Here is a 17,768-nt window from a genome sequence, read left to right as displayed (position 1 = left end):
GATGCCGCTTCTAGCGAGGATGCTGCCCGCACCTCTCACCATGGAGGTACGGCGAGGCGCGGTCGCGCAGCTCGGCGCGCTGCTGGCCGACAGCAGGGTGGCCACCTCGGGCAGGGTCGCCGTGGCGGTCGGCCCAGGGCAGGGCGACCACATCGAGGGCCTCATCGCCCCGACCCTCACCGAGGCCGAGGTGTTCCGCGTCGCCGACGGCTCGGTCGAGGCGGCCGTCTCGCTCGGCGCCGACCTGCGCAAGGGCGCCTACGAGGTGGTCGTCGGCGTGGGCGGCGGCCGTACGATCGACGCCACCAAGTACGCCGCCTCGCTGGCGGGGATCCCGATGGTGGCCGTGGCCACCAACCTCTCGCACGACGGCATCTGCTCGCCGACCGCGTCGCTGGTCTACGAGGGCGGCAAGGGCTCCTTCGGCGTGCCGATGCCGCTGGCCATCCTCGTCGACCTCGACTTCGTCCACGCGGCGCCCGACGCTCTCGTCAGGTCGGGCGTGGGCGACGTGGTGAGCAACCTGTCGGCGATCGAGGACTGGCAGCTGGGCAACGTGGAGCGCGGCGAGCCGATCGACGGCCTGGCCTGCTCGATGGCGCGCACCTCCGCCGAGGCGCTGATCGGCCGCGCCGACTCCATCGAGTCCGACGCGTTCCTGACGGTGCTGGCGGAGTCGCTGATCCTGTCCGGGATGTCCATGGTGATCGCCGGATCATCCCGTCCATCCAGTGGCGGAGACCATGAGATCCTTCATGCCGTGGATCAGCTCTTTCCCGGCACCTCCAACCACGGCGAGCTCGCCGGGATCGGTGCCGCCTTCTGCTTCTTCCTCAGGGAAGACCAGCCCAGGCTGACGCAGGTGGTCAACTGCCTCAGGCAGCACCAACTGCCCGTCACGCCGGGCGACATCGGCCTCAGCGCCCAACAGTTCACCGAGGCCGTCATGCTGGCGCCTTCCACCCGTCCAGGTCGCTACACGATCCTCGAGCACCTGCGTCTGTCGGAGTCAGAGGTTCGCGATCGGGTGGAGAGCTATGTCCGGGCCTTCGGTAGCTGAGCTGCGGGCGGTCGCCCAGCCCGCTGGCCACCTGGAGCGCAGGAACGGCGAGCACTGGGCCGGCGTGCTCTACATGCGCAGGCTCTCCCTGCGCGTCACCTGGCTGCTGACCAGGACGTCGGTCACGCCCAACCAGCTGACCTGGGTGATGACGGCGGCCGGCATCGTGGCGGGTGTGGTGCTCGCGCTGCCCGGACTGTGGGCCGCCGTGGGCGCGGTCCTGCTCGTCCAGGTCTACCTGCTCCTCGACTGCTCCGACGGCGAACTGGCTCGCTGGACCGGTAAGACCTCGCTGACCGGCGTCTACCTCGACCGGATCGGCGCCTACTTCACCGAGGCCGCGCTGCTGGCGGGCCTCGGCTGGCGGGCGTCGAGCGTCCTGCCCGACTGGTACACCGTGCTGGGGTTCGCCGCCGCGCTCGGCGCGATCCTCATCAAGGCCGAGACCGACCTCGTGGACGTGGCGCGGGCCAAGGGCGGTCTGAAGGCCGCCACCGAGGCCTCCGCAGGGCAGCTCCGATCAGGCCTGCTCGGGCTGGGCCGGCGGGTGCTGGGGGCGACGAAGTTCCACCGGATCGTGCAGCCGATCGAGCTCTCACTGCTCGCGCTGGTCGCGGCCGTGATCGATCTGGTCCTCGGCGACCTCACCGCCTCGAAGGTGCTCATCGTGGCCTGCGCTGCGGCGGCCGGAATTCAAATGATCCTTCATCTGGTCAGCATCCTGGCCTCCAGGCGGCTAGCGTGACTCGGAACCGTCAGGGCGCCACGCCCGTCGAATTGATCAGACGCCCGCTGTTCGGTGGGGGTTCACTGACGGTTCCGATACTCTTGTCTCCATCAATCCGCATATTGGCAGACCCCAGCAAACTCGGTGATCATGAAAGAATGCTCCGCTCGTGCTCTCGACGCGTCAAGGCGATGACCCGTTGAAGATCTCGTGCGTCATCCTCACCATGGGCAACCGGGTCGCCGAGCTGAACCGGGCGGTCGAGTCCGCGCTCAACCAGGTCGACGGCGACGTCGAGGTGGTCATCGTGGGCAACGGAGCCGACGTGCCCGCGCTGACGGCGACACCGCCCGAGGGCTCTGCCGCGACCGTCAAGACCGTTCGCCTGGCCCACAACACCGGCATTCCCGCGGGTCGTAACCGCGGGGTCGAGGAGTGCTCGGGCGACGTGGTGCTCTTCCTGGACGACGACGGCTGGTACGCCAACCAGAAGGTCGTCGCGCACGTCCGCGATCGTTTCGCCACCGAGCCAGACCTCGCCGTCATCTCCTTCAGGGTGATGGACCCCGACGGGGGCACGGGCCAGCGCCGCCACGTGCCGCGCCTGCGCGCGGGCGATCCCGAGCGCTCCTCGCCCGTCACGACCTTCCTCGGCGGCGCCTCCGCCATCCGCAGGTCGGCGTTCCTGCAGGTCGGCGGGCTGCCTGAGCGGTTCTTCTACGCGCACGAGGAGACCGACCTGGCCTGGCGGCTGCTGGGCGAGGGCTACCGGATCGAGTACGACGCCCAGACGGTCATGTACCACCCGCAGGTGCCGCCGACCAGGCACGCGGAGTTCTACCGGCTCAACGCCCGCAACAGGGTGTGGCTGGCGCGGCGCAACCTGCCGTGGCCACTGGCGGCCTGGTACCTGCTCGACTGGGTGGTGCTCACGCTCTGGCGCGAGCGGCGCTCGGGCGTGGCGCTGCGGGCCTGGTTCCAGGGCTTCGTCGAGGGCCTGCGCACCCCCGCGGGCGAGCGCAGGCCGATGGCCTGGCGCACCGCATGGCGCATGGTGAAGCTGGGCCGTCCCCCGATCGTCTGACGTCCCGCTACGTCAGGGCGTCGCCGGCCGCACCGAAGGTCATGGACGCCCGCAGGGTCGTCGACATCAGCGCCCGCTTCGGCATCCCCAGCTCGCTGAGCTCCTTGGCGACGGGATGGTTGCCCAGGCGCAGGAGCGCCCCTCCCGGGCGCACGCGCATCCCCCTGGCCCACATCTTGGCGGGAACCCTGCGGGTGACCCCGTCCAGGTGCGTGTACGCCGTCAGCGGCGTCGCCGCCGCCGCGACCGGCACCGGCACTCCCGGTTTCACCAGCATGTCGATGACCAGCCGCCCGTCCTTGCGCAGGATGCAGCGCTTGTAGGGCGACGACAGGCGCAGCTCGATGTCGGCCAGCTCCTTGGGGAAGCCCCAGATCGTCCGCCCCGCCTCCAGCGTGAAGCCCTGGTCCACGGGCAGCCAGTGGATGAAGGCGCCCGCCGATCTGAGCGTGGCGGGCCCCGCGGCGCGCGAGCGGGGGCCGCCGGGCGGCCGCACCAGGAAGGCGACGCCGAACTCGTGGTAGGAGTCCAGGTCGCTGTCACGGTACTCGACGAACACCAGCGTGCAGATGGCCTTGCCGGGCAGGACCTCGGCGACGTCGAGCCCCGAGTAGGCGATCACCGCGCGGGCCGCGTCGGCACGGACCGGGTACATGGCACTGCAGACGGTGGCGTCGGTCACCCTCACGGGCATGGTGATCGTCCGGCCCTGGATCAGATGCGAAGCCATGACTCCAGTACATGTGACCATCCGGCCGCCGTCCATGTCTTCAGCTGATGTGACAGTCGAAACGCCTTGAAGAACGGGGCGCGAGGTCAGACGGCGAGCTCGTGGGTGACGCCCGCCCACTGCTCCAGGCGCGCCACGAAGGCCGTGGCCTGGTCGGGCCAGTGGTGGTGGAGGCGGGCGATCGTGTTGCCCGCGGCGCCCAGCCTCGCGCGCCGTGCGGGGTCCTCCTTGAGGTCCAGCACCGCCTCCAGGGTCGCGTCGACATCCCGGTACGGCACGACCGAGCCGCATCCCGCCTGCTCCACCACAGCGGCCGCCACGGGGGTCGTGACGACGGGCACACCGCGGCCCATGTAGTCGAGGACCTTGGTGGGCGGCCTGACGGAAGGCCGGTGCCACAGGCAGACCCCCGCGAGGGCGCCCTCGGCCATGCGCAGGGCGTGGCGATTGGGCACGTAGCCGAACCAGTCCAGCAACCCCACCCGCTGTGCGTCCCGCAGGATGGGCCTGACTTCGCGGTCGGCGGCCCCGATGAGGTCGAGCCTGATCCCGTGGGGCACCAGCCGCTGCGCGAGGTCGATGAGCTCGCGCACACCCTTGTCGGTGGTCAGCCGCCCGATGTGGACGATCCTGGTGTCGCCGGGCGGCGGCGGCTCCGCTGCGGCCTGGGTGGCCTCGGCGGCGGCGGGCTCGAGCACGTGGTGAAGCCGCTCCGCCCTGGCGACGAGCCTGCGGCCCATCGGCCCCCTGGGCTCATCGCGGGTGTCGAGCACGACGGGCGGATGCCGGATCGGCAGCGCGAGCAGCAGCTCGGGCTCGTGCACGATCAGCAGGTCGGCGTCCCTGGCGCCGCGCCTGAGCGCGGCGCGCGGCATGCCGCCCCGCCTGACGTCGATCGCGGTGATCGGCGGCACGGGGGTCACGTTGAAGTGGGTGAAAGGAGCGACGTAGGTCACCTCGTGGCCCGCGTCGAGCAGCGCCCTGATCTGCCGGTGCATGATCCGGGCGTCCTCGGGATGGTGAAGGGTGGTGGCGACGCAAACGCGCATAAATGTGATGGTGCGTGGCTATGCCATCACGTGCGTGAATGTGGGGGGAACTGCCGTTTAACTTCCTGACGGACGGCGGTAGAGCCATGTCAGGCGCGGCTCGAGCACCCACTTGAAGACCGTGCGGGTTTCGGGCAGGCACAGCACGATGGCCAGGGCGAACGCGCTGGTGCTGATCGCCAGCACGCCCAGCGGCCCGTGCAGCCAGGGGAAGTCGAGCCAGCCCATCTCCTTGGCGATCAGCACGGGGATGCCGTGGAGCAGGTAGCAGTAGAGCGTGCGGGTGCCGAGGTCGGTGAACCAGGTCTCGCCGCGCGGCACCAGCGCGAGGAACGCGAAGCACATCGCCAGCGAGGCCAGCAGCAGACCCGCGCGCAGCCCGAGGCCCATGTACCAGGACAGGTCCATGTCCTGGTAGCTGTGCTTGAAGTAGAACGGCTTCAGCGACCACTTGCCGAGCCCGATGTAGATCGCCACTCCGGCCGCGCCCGCCAGCGTCACGGCCCCGAGGACCTTGACCCAGGTGCGGTTGAGCATCTCGAAGTGCTCGGGCTGCATCACCAGGCCGATCACGAAGAACGGCAGCAGGCCGAAGAAGCGGTCCATGCTGAAGTCGCCCGAGATCTGCGAGAACCCGGCGAACAGGTAGATCGCGATGGCCACCGGGATCGGCTGCTTCATCCGCTTCCACACCGGCGTGGACAGCCGCCAGAACAGCAGCGCGAGCAGGTACCAGTTCAGCCAGGCCGGGTCGATGATCGTCAGGCTCCACTTCTCCCCGAGGGAGAAGCGCAGCGCCGCGTAGCCGACCTCCACGATCACGTACGGCACGACGAAGGTGTCGACCAGCTTGTTGGTCTTGGCGTTGGAGTTCCAGAAGTTTCTGGACAGGTAGCCGCTGACGATGACGAACAGCGGCATGTGGAAGGTGTAGATGAAGACGTAGAGCGCCTTGGAGGAGTCGGCGTTGAGCGTGGGCACCAGCGAGTGGCCCATGACCACGAGCGCGATCAGCAGGAACTTGACGTTGTCGAGGTACGGCTCGCGCTTGCGCGGCGCCGGCTTCGACTCCTCTTCCTCCCCGGTCTGCTCCTCCGGGCGGTCCTGGGTGGCGAGCGAGCCCCAGAAGGAGGCCTCCGCCGGCTGCTCGCCCCACACCGAGCCCTGCTGCGCCGAGCCCTGCGGCGGGCCCTGCCGCGGTGAGCCCTGATCGGGCGATGGCCACGGGGCGCCCGGCCTCTCCGTCTCGGCAGGTGGCGCCTCGGAGGCGGCGCTTCTCGTGCCGTTGCTCCTGTTGGCCGGAACCGGGAAGGACGATCGGGAGTCACTCACGGTAGAGACGCTCAGCTATCTGTCGGGGCCGGGGGTCGCAAAGCCACGGTAGCCACGGCTCCTTGCAGAGGCCTAGCAGGATGCCGACTCGCGTTGGCGGTCTGACAACAGTAACGGTCAGTGGGGCCCATGTCGCGCTCGAGACACGAGAAACGAGCGGAATCCACAGGGAATCCGGAGGTTGACGGGGCCTGTCGGGAGGAGTCAAGAGGGCATGCTCCGCGCCCCTTCGGCGGGGTTTCTCCGCCGGCGGGATCTATGCGCAGATCTTCTTGGTATCGGCGGTGATGCCGGTCTCCTTGATGGCGTCGGGGATCTCCGTGCGGACTCCCGTGAAGTCCTCGCCGATCAGCAACTGGATGACGGGGGCCTTGTCGGCGCCGGTGTCCGAGACGGTCTGGGTCGTGCCGCCGCTGGGGAACGCGGCGGGGTTGGTGACCTTGACCTTGCCCTTGGCGGAGGGACGTTTGGTGCCGGAGAGCTTGGCGGCCAGCACGTCGGCGTAGTCGGGCCCGAGGGTGTCGCGCTTGCCGTACAGCAGCTTGGTGGTCGGCTGGCTGGTGCCTGCAGGGGTGAGGGCGTTGCCCGTGCCGACGACCTGGAAGCCGAGCTCGGACAGCTGCTTGGCCACCTCACCCGCCTTGCCTGGCGTGGTCGTGCCGTTGATCACCTGGATCTTGACCTGCTCGACCTTCGGGACGACCTTCTTGACCGTGGAGCTCGGGGCCGGCTGGGGGAGCTCGGTGTCGTTCTTGAGCGCCTGGAAGAGCTGCGGCGCCCTGACCGAGTCCCAGATGACGCGGTTCTTGTCGGCGGGGTCGGTCAGGACCGGGACCGTGTAGAACTGTACCTTGCTGGCGGTGAGCGCCCTGGCGCTCTGCGCGATCTCCAGGAGCTTGCCGGTGTTGGTGGCCAGCTCCTTGTCCATGGTGACGGAGGAGGCCGCGGCGTTGATCAGGCTGATCAGCTTGGCCGGGTTGGTCAGCACGCCGCCCGTGGTGATCTTCTTGACCACCTGGCTGGCGAAGAGCTGCTGCCGCTTGATCCGCTCGAGGTCACTGCCGTTGCCGTAGGCGCGCAGGCGGACGTAGCCGAGGGCCTGCTCGCCGTTCAGCGTCGACTTGCCCCTGGGCAGCTTGAGCTTGGACTTCCTGTCGTCGACCGCGGTGTTGAGGCAGACCTCGATGCCCTCGAGCGCGTCGACGATGGCCTTGAAGCCGTTGAAGTCGACCTCGACGTGGTGATCGACGCGGATGCCTGTCAGCGTCTCGATCGTGGTGATCGTGCACGCGATGCCGCCGGTGTTGTACGCCGAGTTGATCATGCCGTGGGTGGGCGGCAGGGGCGCTCCGTTGACCTCGCTCTTGCATCGGGGGATGTCGACCATCGAGTCGCGCGGGAGGCTGACGAGCTGCGCCTTGTCCCTGCCGGGGGAGATGTGCATGAGGATCATCGTGTCGGTGCGCTTGCCCGAGTCGCGCATCGAGTCGATCTTGCCGTACTTGGCGTTGCCCTCGCCCTTGCGGGTGTCGGAGCCGACGATCAGCACGTTGAGCGCGCCCGTGGCGTTCACGGGCCGGGCGTTGAGGATCTTGCCGTCGACGTCCTCGGTGTGGATGTTGGCGAACGCGCTGCGGTAGACCGTGTAGCCGGTCAGCGAGCCCGCGACCATGAGGCCGGTCACCGCGATGCCCGCCCACGCCATGCCGCTCAGCCGCCTGCGACCGCCGCCGCCGCTCCTGTGGCCCCTGGGCTCGTCCGGTGGGTGTGGCGGGGGAGGAGGCGCGGCCGCCGCGGCCCTGCGGGAGGAGCGGTAGCCAGGGGTGGCGGGTGCGACCAGGCGGTCCTGGACGTCGACACTCCTGTGGTTGCTCATACGACCCCCTCGCCCGACGGCGTGGAGTCCGTGTTCGGCATCCTGCTCATCACGGCCTCCTCGTCCGGAGATTCGGAGCCCGCCTCATGCTGGCTCGGTCGATCGCTCATCGCGCCACGAGACTAAGTCACCGTAAGCGTTGCCGGAGCCATGATCGACCGAATCGGTCGTGACCCGAGCGTGATGATCCAAGGCCAGAGCTTACTCAGAACCGGACATTTTATGGAATGTAGAAGTGAAAATTTTACGGAACAGGCCTGGTGCAGAGAGCCGCCGCAAGGCATGCGAGTGGTACGGCCGGCAGCGTGTACCGATAGTCGAACTCGGCCACGGCCGGCGGCACGATCAGCAGCACCCAAGCCGTTGACCAGGGCAGCAGCCAAGCTCCCTGGTAGGTCCTGCGCCTGATCGCCACGACGGGCGGGACGAGCAGAATGGCCAGGAGGACGGCGCCCGGCACGCTGGCCACGCGCTGGTAGGCGCGCATCCATCCGGCGAACGGCTCCACAACGTCCGTGCCAATGGCGCCATTTTCGTATTTTTGTGCGAATTCAGCGCCGACTTGCGCGGGATAACGTCCCGGCGGTCCAGGACGATTCACAGGAAACTCGTAGTAACCGTAGATTTCCGCGTCCGGATAGACCGGCCTGCCCAGGGTGAACGTACGGGTCAGCTCCGACAGGACCGAGGCCGCGTAGTCGAGCGGCTGGCTGCGGACGGCCAGCATCGCGAACCTGCCCGCCAGCTCGTCGTTGGCCCTGGAGAAGGTGATGCCGGGCAGCTTCACCAGTGGCGCGTCCTGGGCCCAGATGTACTCCTGCGACGGCGGCCGGTCCCGCGGGGGACGGGGGTCGCACAGCACGGCCAGATCGGCGGGCGGGTCCATCCGCGCGCAGTCGGCGAACGACATGGTGCGGGCGTAGAGGAAGACGCCGTTCGCGCCTACGATGCCGACCCGGTCGTAGGTGGCGTAGAACCAGCCGCCGTAGGCGACCACGGGAAGGAGCGCGGCGGCGGCCATGATGCCCGCGAGAGCGATCCTTCCGCGCAGCAGCAGCCACGCGCCGAGGACCACGACGAGCGGCTGGCCGACGGTCCTGGTGAGGGAGGCGCAGGCCAGCAGCAGCCCGATGGCCAGAGCCGTACGCCAGGTGAGGTTCCTGCGGATCGCCAGGACCACGGCCGCGACCACCAGGAACGTGAACAGCGCGTCGGAGACCAGCAGGTGCTCCAGCTCGATCTGGTAGGCGTCGAGCAGCACGGGAGTGGCGGCAAGCGTGGCCGCCCACCTCGGGACCCTGCGGGTGGCTCTGCGGGCGGCCACGTAGACGAGGACGCCGGTGGCCAGGCCGAGCAGGTGCTGGACGACGGTGACGGCGCCGAAGCTGTGGAAGGGCTGCAGGAGCTTGAGGAAGAGGGAGTAGCCCGCGGGACGCACCAGGTCGGGGCGGGGATGGAAGACGGTGACGACGTAGGTGTAGGAGTCGGGGAACCACAGCGCGGGCCGGTAGCCCACCATCGTGATCGCCCGCAGGAGGGCGCCCAGCCCGAAGACGGTCAGGAACCAGCGGTGCCGCCTCGCCACGGGGCCCGCCCGCTTCCACGCCGTCGCGGCCGCGTCGCGCGTGGCCTGGGCCAGTCGTCGCGTCCAGGCCATCAGCCCGGTCTCCACCCCGCGTGCCCTCCGTCCCCGACCCCGCACCCACCGGCCGGGCGGCACCCCGACGCCAGCCGTACGCTACCGGCTCCCGCCGCCCCTCACTCCCGCGAACCCGCGCTCCCGCTCCTCCTCCCTGAAGCTCGTGCCTCCGCCTCCCGAGGGGCCGGCGCCACCGGCCGCGACAAGCGCGATGCCGGTCCGGTTGGATAGCCTCCCGATCACCGATGCGACTCGCCTGGCTCGATCACACGCGCAGACCGTCGGCGGGCAGGGTGCTCGCCGTCGTCTCCCTGCTGCCCGTCCTCGCCGTGGCCGGCTGGCTTCTGGCCGGGCTCCCGCTCCTGCTCGCAGGCTGGTTCCACCCCCTGCCCACCCTGGTCCTCGGCGCGCTGATCACCGCGGTCCTGTGCAGGACCACGCTCACCGGGCGAGCCGAGCTCGACGCCACCGCCTGGCAGGTCACCGGAGTCGCCGGCGTCGCCCTGGGCTCACTGCTCTTCAACGCGATCCTGCACAGCGAGCAGCTCATCGTCCGCCGCGACCCCGCCACCTACGCCCAGTACGCCATCTGGATCGCCAGGCACGGCTCCCTGCCCATCCCACAGCAGGTCGAGGCGTTCGGCGGCCCCGACCTGGCGCTCCGCTTCGACAGCATGGGCTTCTACGACTCGGCCGGCGCGGTCGTCCCGCAGTTCCTGCCGGGCCCGCCGATGCTGTTCGCGGCGGGGGAGTGGCTGGGCGGCCTGCTGTTCGCGCCTCCCGTGCTCGGGGCGTTCGCGGTCCTCGTCCTGGCGGGGGCCGTCGCGAGGCTCGCGGGGGGCCGCTGGGCCGTGCTCGCCGCGCTCACCTTCGCGATCAGCATGCCGATCCTCTACACCTCGCGGGCCACGTTCAGCGAGATCCCCTCCCTCATCCTGATCTTCGGCGGGATCGCCCTCCTCCACGACGCCCGCGGCAGGTGGGAGACGGCCGTGGCGGGGCTGGTGTTCGGGCTGGCCGTGCTGGTGCGCATCGACGCGCTGCGTGACGTGCTGCCGGTGCTCGCCTTCGGCGGGCTGCTCATCGCGCTGCGGCGCGGCTTCTCCCTGCTGGCCGGGCTGGCCGTCGGCGTGGGGCTCGGGTTCGTCGCGGCGTGGGTGTTCGCGGGCCCCTACCTCGCCTATCTGTCCCGTTCGGTGTGGCCGCTGCTGCTGATCTGCGTCGCGGTCCTGGTCCTGACCGCCGTGGGGACGGCGCTGGCGGGCCGTCTTGCCCGCGTCCGCCTGCCCGGGCGGCTGCCCGAGATCGGCGCGGCCCTGGTCGCGCTCGTCATGCTCGGCCTCGCCGTACGCCCATGGGTCCAGACGGTGCGCAGGACCCCGGCCACAGACGACGACTGGCTCACCTACCAGTTCCTGGAGGCGACGCAGAAGTCCAACGGCCTGCCCGTCGACGGCACCCGCCTCTACTTCGAGGACTCCCTTTACTGGGTGGTCTGGTACGTGGGCGTCCCCGTCGTCGTGTTCGCGACGCTCGCAGCGGCCGTGCTGGTCAGGCGGTTGCTGCGTGGCGGCGCCGCCTTCGAGTGGCTGCTCCCGCTGGCCATCGTCGGCTGGACCACCGTCACCACGCTGCTGCGGCCCGAGATCACGCCCGACCACCCGTGGGCCGCCCGCCGCCTGGTACCCGTCGTCATCCCCGGCCTGATCATGCTGGCCGTCTGGGGGCTGGCGTGGTCGCGCGACAAGCTGCGCAGGCTCGGGTACGGCACGCGCTGGTTCGCCGCGGCCGCCACCGTGCTGGTCCTCGTGCCCGTCGCGATCACCTCCATCGGCACCGCCTTCACTCCCGTCGAACGGGGCGAGCGCGCCGCCGTCGCGGGGCTGTGCGCGCGGATCCCCTCCGACGCCTCCGTGCTGATCGTCGAGCGCGTCACCGGCGAGCGCTTCACCCAGGTCGTGCGCGGCACCTGCGGCGTTCCCACGGCACAGGTGCGCAGGACGGCGGGCGACGTGGCCGCGGCGGGCGACGTCCGCCGCCTCGTCGACCGGATCCGCGCCGTGGGCCGCACGCCTGTGCTGCTGGCCGCGGAGGCCGGCCAGCTCACCCCCTACGGCGCGCCGCTACAGGTGATCGACCTCAACACGCGCCAGGACGAGCGCTCCCTCGTCGAGCCGCCGAACGGCACGTGGCGCCTGCAGGTGGACGTGTGGATGACGCTGCCGGTGTAAGCCCGGAGAGGCAGGGCAGGATGTCCGCTCAGCCACGATCACATTCCATCTGACGGTAACCTCGTCCCACGTGAGCACGCTTGAGCCCCCCGAGACTGGATCCGCTGTGGAAGCTACGCCGTACGTCACGATCGTCCTGCCCTGCTACAACGAGCAGGACCACGTCATCGACGAGGTCGAACGCATCACCAAGGCGATGGACTCGAGCGGCTACACCTACGAGCTCGTCACGGTCGACGACTGCTCGACGGACGCGACGCTCGCCAGGCTGCACGAGGCGGCCCCGCGGTTCCCGCACATGCGCATCCGCGCCTTCCACCGCAACGGGGGCTCGGGCACGGTCCGCAGGATCGGCACCCAGGAGGCGCGCGGCGAGATCGTCGTGTGGACCGACGCCGACATGACCTACCCGAACGAGCGGATCCCCGAGCTGGTCCAGATCCTGGAGAAGGACCAGACGGTCGACCAGGTCGTGGGCGCGAGGACCACGGAGGAGGGCTCGCACAAGCTGCTGCGGGTGCCCGCCAAGTGGGTGATCCGCAAGATCGCCGAGAAGCTCGCGGGGCAGAAGATCCCGGACCTCAACTCGGGGTTGCGCGCGTTCCGCAAGTCGGTGGCCAAGCCGTACCTCAGGCTGCTGCCCCCCGGCTTCTCGTGCGTCACGACGATCACGCTGTCGTTCCTGTCGAACCAGCACGACGTCTACTACCTGCCGATCGACTACGCCAAGCGGGCAGGCAAGTCCAAGTTCAGCTTCATCAGCGACGCCTACCGCTACATCCTGCAGGTGCTGCGGATGGTGATGTACTTCAACCCGCTCAAGGTGCTCATGCCGCCCGCGCTGTGGCTGGTGGTCATCGGCCTGGCCAAGGGTGTCTTCGACGTGGCCCGCTACGGCTTCTACCTCACCAGCAACACCATCGTGATCTTCCTGTCCGGCATGCTGATCGGTTCGGTGGCGCTGCTGGCCGACCTGATCGTGAGGTCGCGCGGCGAATGAGGATCGCGATCGTCGGCCCGACCCACCCCTACAAGGGAGGCGGCGCGCAGCACACCACCGAGCTGGCGCACCGGCTCGCGGCCATGGGCCACGACGTGGTGATCGAGTCGTGGAAGGCGCAGTACCCGTCCTTCCTCTACCCGGGACAGCAGACGATCGACGTTCCCGAGGGCGAGCCGTACCCGAAGACGCGCAGGAAGCTCGACTGGCGCAGGCCCGACGGCTGGGTGGCGGCCGGGCGCCGGTTCAGGAGCGCCGACCTGGTGATCCTGGCCGTGCTCAGCCCGGTGCAGGTGCCCCCTTACCTCGGCATCCTGTACGGCATCGCCCGCAAGGTCAGGGTGGTGGCGCTCTGCCACAACGTGCTGCCGCACGAGCGCAAGCCTTGGGACGAGCCGCTGATGAGGGCGCTGCTGAAGCGGGTCGACGCTGTGCTGACCCATTCCGAGCAGCAGGCCGGTCTGGCGAGGACGCTGACGGGCAAGCCGGTCAGCACGGTGGCGCTGCCCCCGCACCTGCCCGCCAAGAGCGAGGCCAGGGGCGAGGGCATCGGCAACAGGCTGCTGTTCTTCGGCATCGTCCGCCCCTACAAGGGGCTCGACCTGCTGCTCAGGGCGCTGCCCGAGGGTGTCTCGCTGACCGTGGCCGGAGAGTTCTGGGGCGGGATCGAGCAGACCAAGGAGCTGATCGCCGAGCTGGGCATCGGCGACAGGGTCGAGCTCAGGCCCGGCTACGTCGCCGCCGCCGACGTGCCGGCGCTGTTCGCCGGGGCCGACGCGCTCGTCCTGCCGTACAGGAGCGCCACGGCCAGCCAGAACGTCTGGCTGGGCCACGAGCACGGGGTGCCGGTGATCGCGACGCGGGTGGGCGCGCTGGCCGACCACGTCCGCGACGGCGTCGACGGGCTGCTGGTCGAGCCGGGTGACGTCGAGGCGTTGCGCAAGGCGATCGAGCGCTTCTACGAGGATCCCGAGCGGTTGCGCGCGGGCGTGCGGGCCGTCGATCCCGAGCCCTACTGGAGCGACTACACCGACGCACTGCTCAGGGCCTGAGAGGATGCGGGTGTGGTGAGGGAAAAGCAGCTGGCGTACTCCGAGTTCCAGTCGGCGATGCTCGACGAGGCCAAACGCCGGCGCAAGGCCGCGAAGATCATCGCGGTGCTGGAGCACTTCAACGGGCCGCTCGACGGGCTCACCGTCGGCGACGTCGGCTGCTCGGCCGGGTTCATCGCCGACGAGCTGGCCGGGGCGGGCGCCGAGCACACCCTGGGCATCGACATCGACGTGCCCGGCCTGCGCAAGGCCGCCGACAGGTTCGGCAAGCGCGTGGCGTTCATCTGCGGCGACGGCACCGCGCTGCCCTTCCCTGACGGCTCGATCGACGTGCTGGTCTTCAACCACATCTACGAGCACGTCGTCGACCCCGACGCGGTCGTGGCCGAGATGCACCGGGTGCTGTCCGACGACGGCGTCCTCTACCTGGGCCTCGGCAACAAGCTCGGCATCATGGAGCCGCACTACAAGCTGCCGTTCCTGTCCTACCTGCCGCCGGCGCTGGCCGACCGCTACGTCCGCGCCTTCGGCAGGGCCGACCACTACTACGAGCGCTACCGCACCAGGCGAGGCCTGCGGCGGATGACCCGCGCCTTCCACGTCTGGGACTACACCTTCCCCGTGCTGGCCTCGCCCACGGCGTTCGCCGGCGGTGAGCTGTTCCCCGGGCTGCTCGGCAAGCTCGTCAGGACCGTGCTGGCCAGGACTCCACGGGCCGTGCTCAAGCTGATGCTCCCGCTGGTGCCCACCTACCTGTGGGTGGCGACCAAGCGGCCGCGCACCCCCGCGGGGGCCGCGCTCCCGCAGCCGCCGGAGCGCCTGTGAAGAAGGCGGTACGCCTCGGCTTCCTGCTGGTCGCGCTCGGGTTCGGCACCTGGGTCGTCGCCTCGCAGTGGGACGCCGTCGTCGCCGGGTTCTCCAGACTGACCTGGCCGATGCTGGCGGGCTCGCTCGTCTCGGTGGTCGCCGCCCTGCTGGCCGCCATGCTGACGTGGCGCACCCTGCTGGCCGATCTGGGCTCCCCGCTGCGGCTCAGACCCGCGGCGAAGGTGTTCTTCGTCGGTCAGCTCGGCAAGTACATCCCCGGCACGGTCTGGCCGATGCTCGCCCAGATGGAGATGGGCAAGGACCTCGGCGTGCCGCGCACGCGCAGCGCGGCGGCGTTCTTCCTGATGATGCCCATCCAGCTGGCCACGGGGCTGCTGGTCACGATGGTCACGCTCGGCTGGGACCGCTTCGGCTGGGCGTTGCTGCTCATCCCCGTGCTCGCCGTGCTCCTGGAGCCCAAGGTGATCAACTCGTTGATCGGCTTCGGGTTGCGCAGGCTCAAGCGCGAGCCGCTCGAGCGGCCGCTCACCCGTAAGGGCATGCTGACCGCGCTGGCGTGGGCGGTGCTCGGCTGGTGCGCCTACGGCGTGCACCTCCACCTGCTGGCCTCCGACATGGGCGCGTCGGGCGGGCTGCTGTTCTCCATCGGCGCGTTCGCGCTGACCTGGTGCCTGGGCATCATGACCTTCGTCGTGCCCGCGGGAGCGGGGGTGCGGGAGGCGGCCATGGTGGCGGTGATGTCGCCCGTGCTCGACCGCGGCTCGGCGATCGCACTCGCGCTGTGCTCCCGCATGGTGATCATCCTGGGTGACCTGATCTGCGCCGCCGTGGCGGGCGCCGCGGCGAAGGCCGCTGTGGACCGCAATTCCGTGTGATTCTTCCCACGGGGTCGTAGGGTTGGGGACAGGCGAGGGTCTTCAGGGGAGGGATCTTTCGTGATACCTCGAGTGCTCATCGACGCGGCCGCCGTGCCGGCCGATCGTGGCGCGCTGAACAGGTATGTCGATGGGCTGCTCGGTGGACTCCACCGAGCGGGCGCCGACGTGAGCGTGGTGTGTCAACGAGCCGACGCCGACAGGTACGGCAGGATCGCGCCGTCGGCGCGGGTGGTGCCGGGCCCTGTCGCCATCACCAACCGGGCGGCCAGGCTGGCGTGGGAGCAGACCGGGGTGCCGCTGATCGCCCAGCGGGTGGGCGCGCAGGTGATCCACGCGCCCTACTACTCGATCCCGCTGCGGCCTGGCCTGCCGACCGTGGTGACCGTGCACGACGTCACGTGGTTCAGCGAGCCTGAACAGCAGTCCTCCGTCTTCTTCCGGTCGGCCACCCGCACCGCCGTACGGCACGCCAAGCGCGTGATCGTGCCGTCGAAGGCGACGAGGGACGAGCTGATCAGGGTGCTGGCCGCCGACCCGACCAGGATCGACGTCGCCTACCACGGCGTCGACCACACGATCTTCCACGCGCCGAACGAGGTGGAGACCAGGCGGGTGGCCGACCGGCTGGCGCTGCACGGCCGGCCGTACGTCGCCTTCCTCGGCGAGCTGGAGCCGCGCAAGAACGTGCCGAACCTGATCAGAGGCTTCGCCAGAGCCGTCGAAGGGCTGGAGGACCCACCCGCGCTGGTGCTCGGCGGCGGCATCCACGAGTTCGACGTCGACGCGGCCGTCAGCGAGGTGCCGGCGACGGTCAAGGTGGTCAGGCCCGGCTATCTGTCCTATTCCGACCTGCCGGGCTTCCTCGGAGGCGCGCTCGTCGTGGCCTTCCCCTCCGTGGGCGAAGGGTTCGGGCTGCCGGTCCTGGAGGCGATGGCCTGCGGGGCGCCAGTGCTCACCACGCACCGCGCCTCGCTGCCCGAGGTGGGCGGCGACGCCGTCGCCTACACCGAGCCCGATCCCGACAGCATCGCCGACGCGCTCGGGCAGCTGCTGGCCTCGGCCGAACGGCGCGCGCAGCTGACGGCGGCAGGCCTGGCCAGAGCGAAGGAATTCAGCTGGGACGCCTCGGCCCAGGCACATCTGTTGTCCTATCAACGCGCGGTCGAATAGTTGGGTAACCTCACGGGGTGATGGAGAGCTCCTTGCCAGGTCTCGAGGCGATACTCCTGGTCGGAGGCCAGGGCACGCGCCTGCGCCCGCTGACGATCGGCACCCCGAAACCGCTGCTGCCGACCGCCGGGGTTCCGTTCCTGGCGCACCAGCTCGCCCAGGCGCGCTCGTTCGGAGTACGGCGGATCGTGTTCGCCACCTCCTACAAGGCCTCGATGTTCGAGCCGGTCTTCGGCGACGGGTCCTCGATGGGCCTCGAGCTGGTCTACATGACCGAGGAGACGCCGCTCGGCACCGGTGGAGCGATCCGAAACGCGGCTCAGGCGCTGACCGCGGGCCCCGGCGATCCCGTGCTGGTCCTCAACGGCGACATCCTGTCGGGGCACGACGTCGGCGACCAGGTCAGGCAGCACGTCGCCCGCGGCGCCGCGGTGACGTTGCACCTGACCGAGGTGGACGACCCTTCGCGGTTCGGCTGCGTGCCGACCGACGCCGAGGGCAGGGTCACCGCGTTCCTCGAGAAGACCCCGCATCCCGTGACCAACCGCATCAACGCCGGGTGCTACGTCTTCACCCGCTCGGTGATCGACTCGATCCCGCCAGGAGAGGTCGTGTCGGTGGAGCGGCAGACCTTCCCCGGGCTGATCGAGTCGGGCGCGCTGGTGCTCGGCTACGCCGACAGCAGCTACTGGCTCGACGTCGGCACCCCCGCCGCCTTCGTGCAGGGCTCGCGCGACCTGGTGCTCGGCAGGCTGGGCTCGCCCGCGCTGCCAGGGCCGACCGGCGAGTCGCTGACGCTCGACGGGGCGGTCGTGTCCTACGAGGCCAAGGTCACCGGCGGCTCGGTGATCGGGGCGCGGGCCGTGGTCGAGGCGGGCGCCTCGGTGAGCGGCAGCGTGCTCGGCGACGGCTGCGTGATCGAGAAGGGGGCGATCGTGGTCGACTCCCTCATCGGGCTCGGCGCGCGGATCTCGAAGGGCGCCGTGGTGCGCGACTCGGTGATCGGCGACGGCGCCACCGTGGGGCCGGGCAACGAGCTTCAGGCGGGGGCGCGGGTCTGGCCTGGCGTCGTGCTGCCGGAGTGCGCGGTCCGCTTCTCCAGCGACGCGTAG

General features: G+C 70.1%; 15 protein-coding genes. 10 read left to right on the top strand and 5 right to left on the bottom strand.

Annotated features, from left to right (window positions below; genetic code table 11):
- The first annotated feature begins 19 nt into the window (after positions 1-19).
- The 3 genes from AB0B45_RS30050 (at position 20) to AB0B45_RS30040 (ending at position 2,871) form a co-directional block, all read left to right on the top strand.
- Positions 20-1,060 carry an iron-containing alcohol dehydrogenase family protein gene (locus AB0B45_RS30050; protein WP_358137308.1) on the top strand — a complete coding sequence of 347 codons (1,041 nt, stop codon included), beginning with the start codon at positions 20-22 and terminating at the stop codon, positions 1,058-1,060.
- A complete protein-coding gene (locus tag AB0B45_RS30045; protein ID WP_358137241.1) occupies positions 1,038-1,805 on the top strand; it encodes a CDP-alcohol phosphatidyltransferase family protein in 768 nt (255 codons plus the stop codon). Before AB0B45_RS30050 ends, AB0B45_RS30045 begins: the two co-directional genes overlap by 23 nt.
- A 181-nt stretch (positions 1,806-1,986) precedes the next feature.
- The gene (locus tag AB0B45_RS30040; protein WP_358137305.1) at positions 1,987-2,871 is read left to right on the top strand and encodes a glycosyltransferase; all 885 of its coding nucleotides are present in this window, start codon (positions 1,987-1,989) and stop codon (positions 2,869-2,871) included.
- 7 nt (positions 2,872-2,878) lie between these two features.
- On the opposite strand, the gene AB0B45_RS30035 is transcribed toward AB0B45_RS30040, so the two are convergent.
- The 5 genes from AB0B45_RS30035 to AB0B45_RS30015 form a co-directional block, all read right to left on the bottom strand.
- Positions 2,879-3,601 (bottom strand): acetoacetate decarboxylase family protein, encoded by a 723-nt coding sequence (locus AB0B45_RS30035; protein WP_358137238.1) that lies wholly within the window; start codon positions 3,599-3,601, stop codon positions 2,879-2,881.
- An 86-nt stretch (positions 3,602-3,687) separates the two neighbouring features.
- Positions 3,688-4,650 (bottom strand): glycosyltransferase, encoded by a 963-nt coding sequence (locus AB0B45_RS30030; protein ID WP_358137235.1) that lies wholly within the window; start codon positions 4,648-4,650, stop codon positions 3,688-3,690.
- 57 nt (positions 4,651-4,707) lie between these two features.
- Complete coding sequence (locus tag AB0B45_RS30025; protein WP_358137232.1) at positions 4,708-5,982, bottom strand: acyltransferase family protein; 1,275 nt, start codon at positions 5,980-5,982, stop codon at positions 4,708-4,710.
- A 256-nt stretch (positions 5,983-6,238) separates the two neighbouring features.
- Positions 6,239-7,858, bottom strand: coding sequence for an LCP family protein (locus AB0B45_RS30020; RefSeq protein WP_358137229.1), 1,620 nt, complete (start codon positions 7,856-7,858; stop codon positions 6,239-6,241).
- A gap of 244 nt (positions 7,859-8,102) precedes the next feature.
- Positions 8,103-9,515 carry a hypothetical protein gene (locus AB0B45_RS30015; RefSeq protein ID WP_358137227.1) on the bottom strand — a complete coding sequence of 471 codons (1,413 nt, stop codon included), beginning with the start codon at positions 9,513-9,515 and terminating at the stop codon, positions 8,103-8,105.
- 227 nt (positions 9,516-9,742) lie between these two features.
- On the opposite strand from AB0B45_RS30015, the gene AB0B45_RS30010 reads away from it, so the two are divergent.
- From AB0B45_RS30010 to AB0B45_RS29980, 7 genes are all read left to right on the top strand, one after another.
- Entirely contained in the window at positions 9,743-11,728 is a 1,986-nt protein-coding gene (locus AB0B45_RS30010; RefSeq protein ID WP_358137224.1) for a hypothetical protein, read from the top strand.
- A 106-nt stretch (positions 11,729-11,834) separates the two neighbouring features.
- Entirely contained in the window at positions 11,835-12,728 is an 894-nt protein-coding gene (locus tag AB0B45_RS30005; protein WP_358137221.1) for a glycosyltransferase family 2 protein, read from the top strand.
- Positions 12,725-13,780, top strand: a complete 1,056-nt coding sequence (locus tag AB0B45_RS30000) for a glycosyltransferase family 4 protein (RefSeq protein WP_358137219.1) — start codon at positions 12,725-12,727, stop codon at positions 13,778-13,780. The genes AB0B45_RS30005 and AB0B45_RS30000 overlap by 4 nt, the downstream gene beginning before the upstream one ends.
- 15 nt (positions 13,781-13,795) lie before the next feature.
- A complete protein-coding gene (locus tag AB0B45_RS29995) occupies positions 13,796-14,605 on the top strand; it encodes a class I SAM-dependent methyltransferase (protein ID WP_358137216.1) in 810 nt (269 codons plus the stop codon).
- Positions 14,602-15,483: a lysylphosphatidylglycerol synthase transmembrane domain-containing protein gene (locus AB0B45_RS29990; RefSeq protein ID WP_358137213.1), complete on the top strand. Its 882-nt coding sequence runs from the start codon at positions 14,602-14,604 to the stop codon at positions 15,481-15,483. The genes AB0B45_RS29995 and AB0B45_RS29990 overlap by 4 nt, the downstream gene beginning before the upstream one ends.
- Positions 15,484-15,543: 60 nt before the next feature.
- Entirely contained in the window at positions 15,544-16,656 is a 1,113-nt protein-coding gene (locus tag AB0B45_RS29985) for a glycosyltransferase family 1 protein (RefSeq protein ID WP_358137210.1), read from the top strand.
- Positions 16,657-16,676: 20 nt separating this feature from the next.
- Entirely contained in the window at positions 16,677-17,768 is a 1,092-nt protein-coding gene (locus AB0B45_RS29980; protein WP_358137207.1) for an NDP-sugar synthase, read from the top strand.

Origin of the sequence: Nonomuraea sp. NPDC049152 (genome assembly GCF_040648355.1) — a bacterium.
GTDB lineage: Bacteria > Actinomycetota > Actinomycetes > Streptosporangiales > Streptosporangiaceae > Nonomuraea.
The sequence above is the reverse complement of the archived record's forward strand: the minus strand, read 5'-3'. Positions and strand labels throughout refer to the sequence as shown.

Coding starts and splice junctions, on each gene's coding strand:
- AB0B45_RS30010 (WP_358137224.1), top strand. CDS start 9,743: ATGCGACTCGCCTGGCTCGATCACACGCGCAGACCGTCGGCGGGCAGG.
- AB0B45_RS30045 (WP_358137241.1), top strand. CDS start 1,038: ATGTCCGGGCCTTCGGTAGCTGAGCTGCGGGCGGTCGCCCAGCCCGCT.
- AB0B45_RS30050 (WP_358137308.1), top strand. CDS start 20: ATGCTGCCCGCACCTCTCACCATGGAGGTACGGCGAGGCGCGGTCGCG.
- AB0B45_RS30020 (WP_358137229.1), bottom strand. CDS start 7,858: ATGAGCAACCACAGGAGTGTCGACGTCCAGGACCGCCTGGTCGCACCC.
- AB0B45_RS30030 (WP_358137235.1), bottom strand. CDS start 4,650: ATGCGCGTTTGCGTCGCCACCACCCTTCACCATCCCGAGGACGCCCGG.
- AB0B45_RS30015 (WP_358137227.1), bottom strand. CDS start 9,515: ATGGCCTGGACGCGACGACTGGCCCAGGCCACGCGCGACGCGGCCGCG.
- AB0B45_RS30000 (WP_358137219.1), top strand. CDS start 12,725: ATGAGGATCGCGATCGTCGGCCCGACCCACCCCTACAAGGGAGGCGGC.
- AB0B45_RS30035 (WP_358137238.1), bottom strand. CDS start 3,601: ATGGCTTCGCATCTGATCCAGGGCCGGACGATCACCATGCCCGTGAGG.
- AB0B45_RS29980 (WP_358137207.1), top strand. CDS start 16,677: ATGGAGAGCTCCTTGCCAGGTCTCGAGGCGATACTCCTGGTCGGAGGC.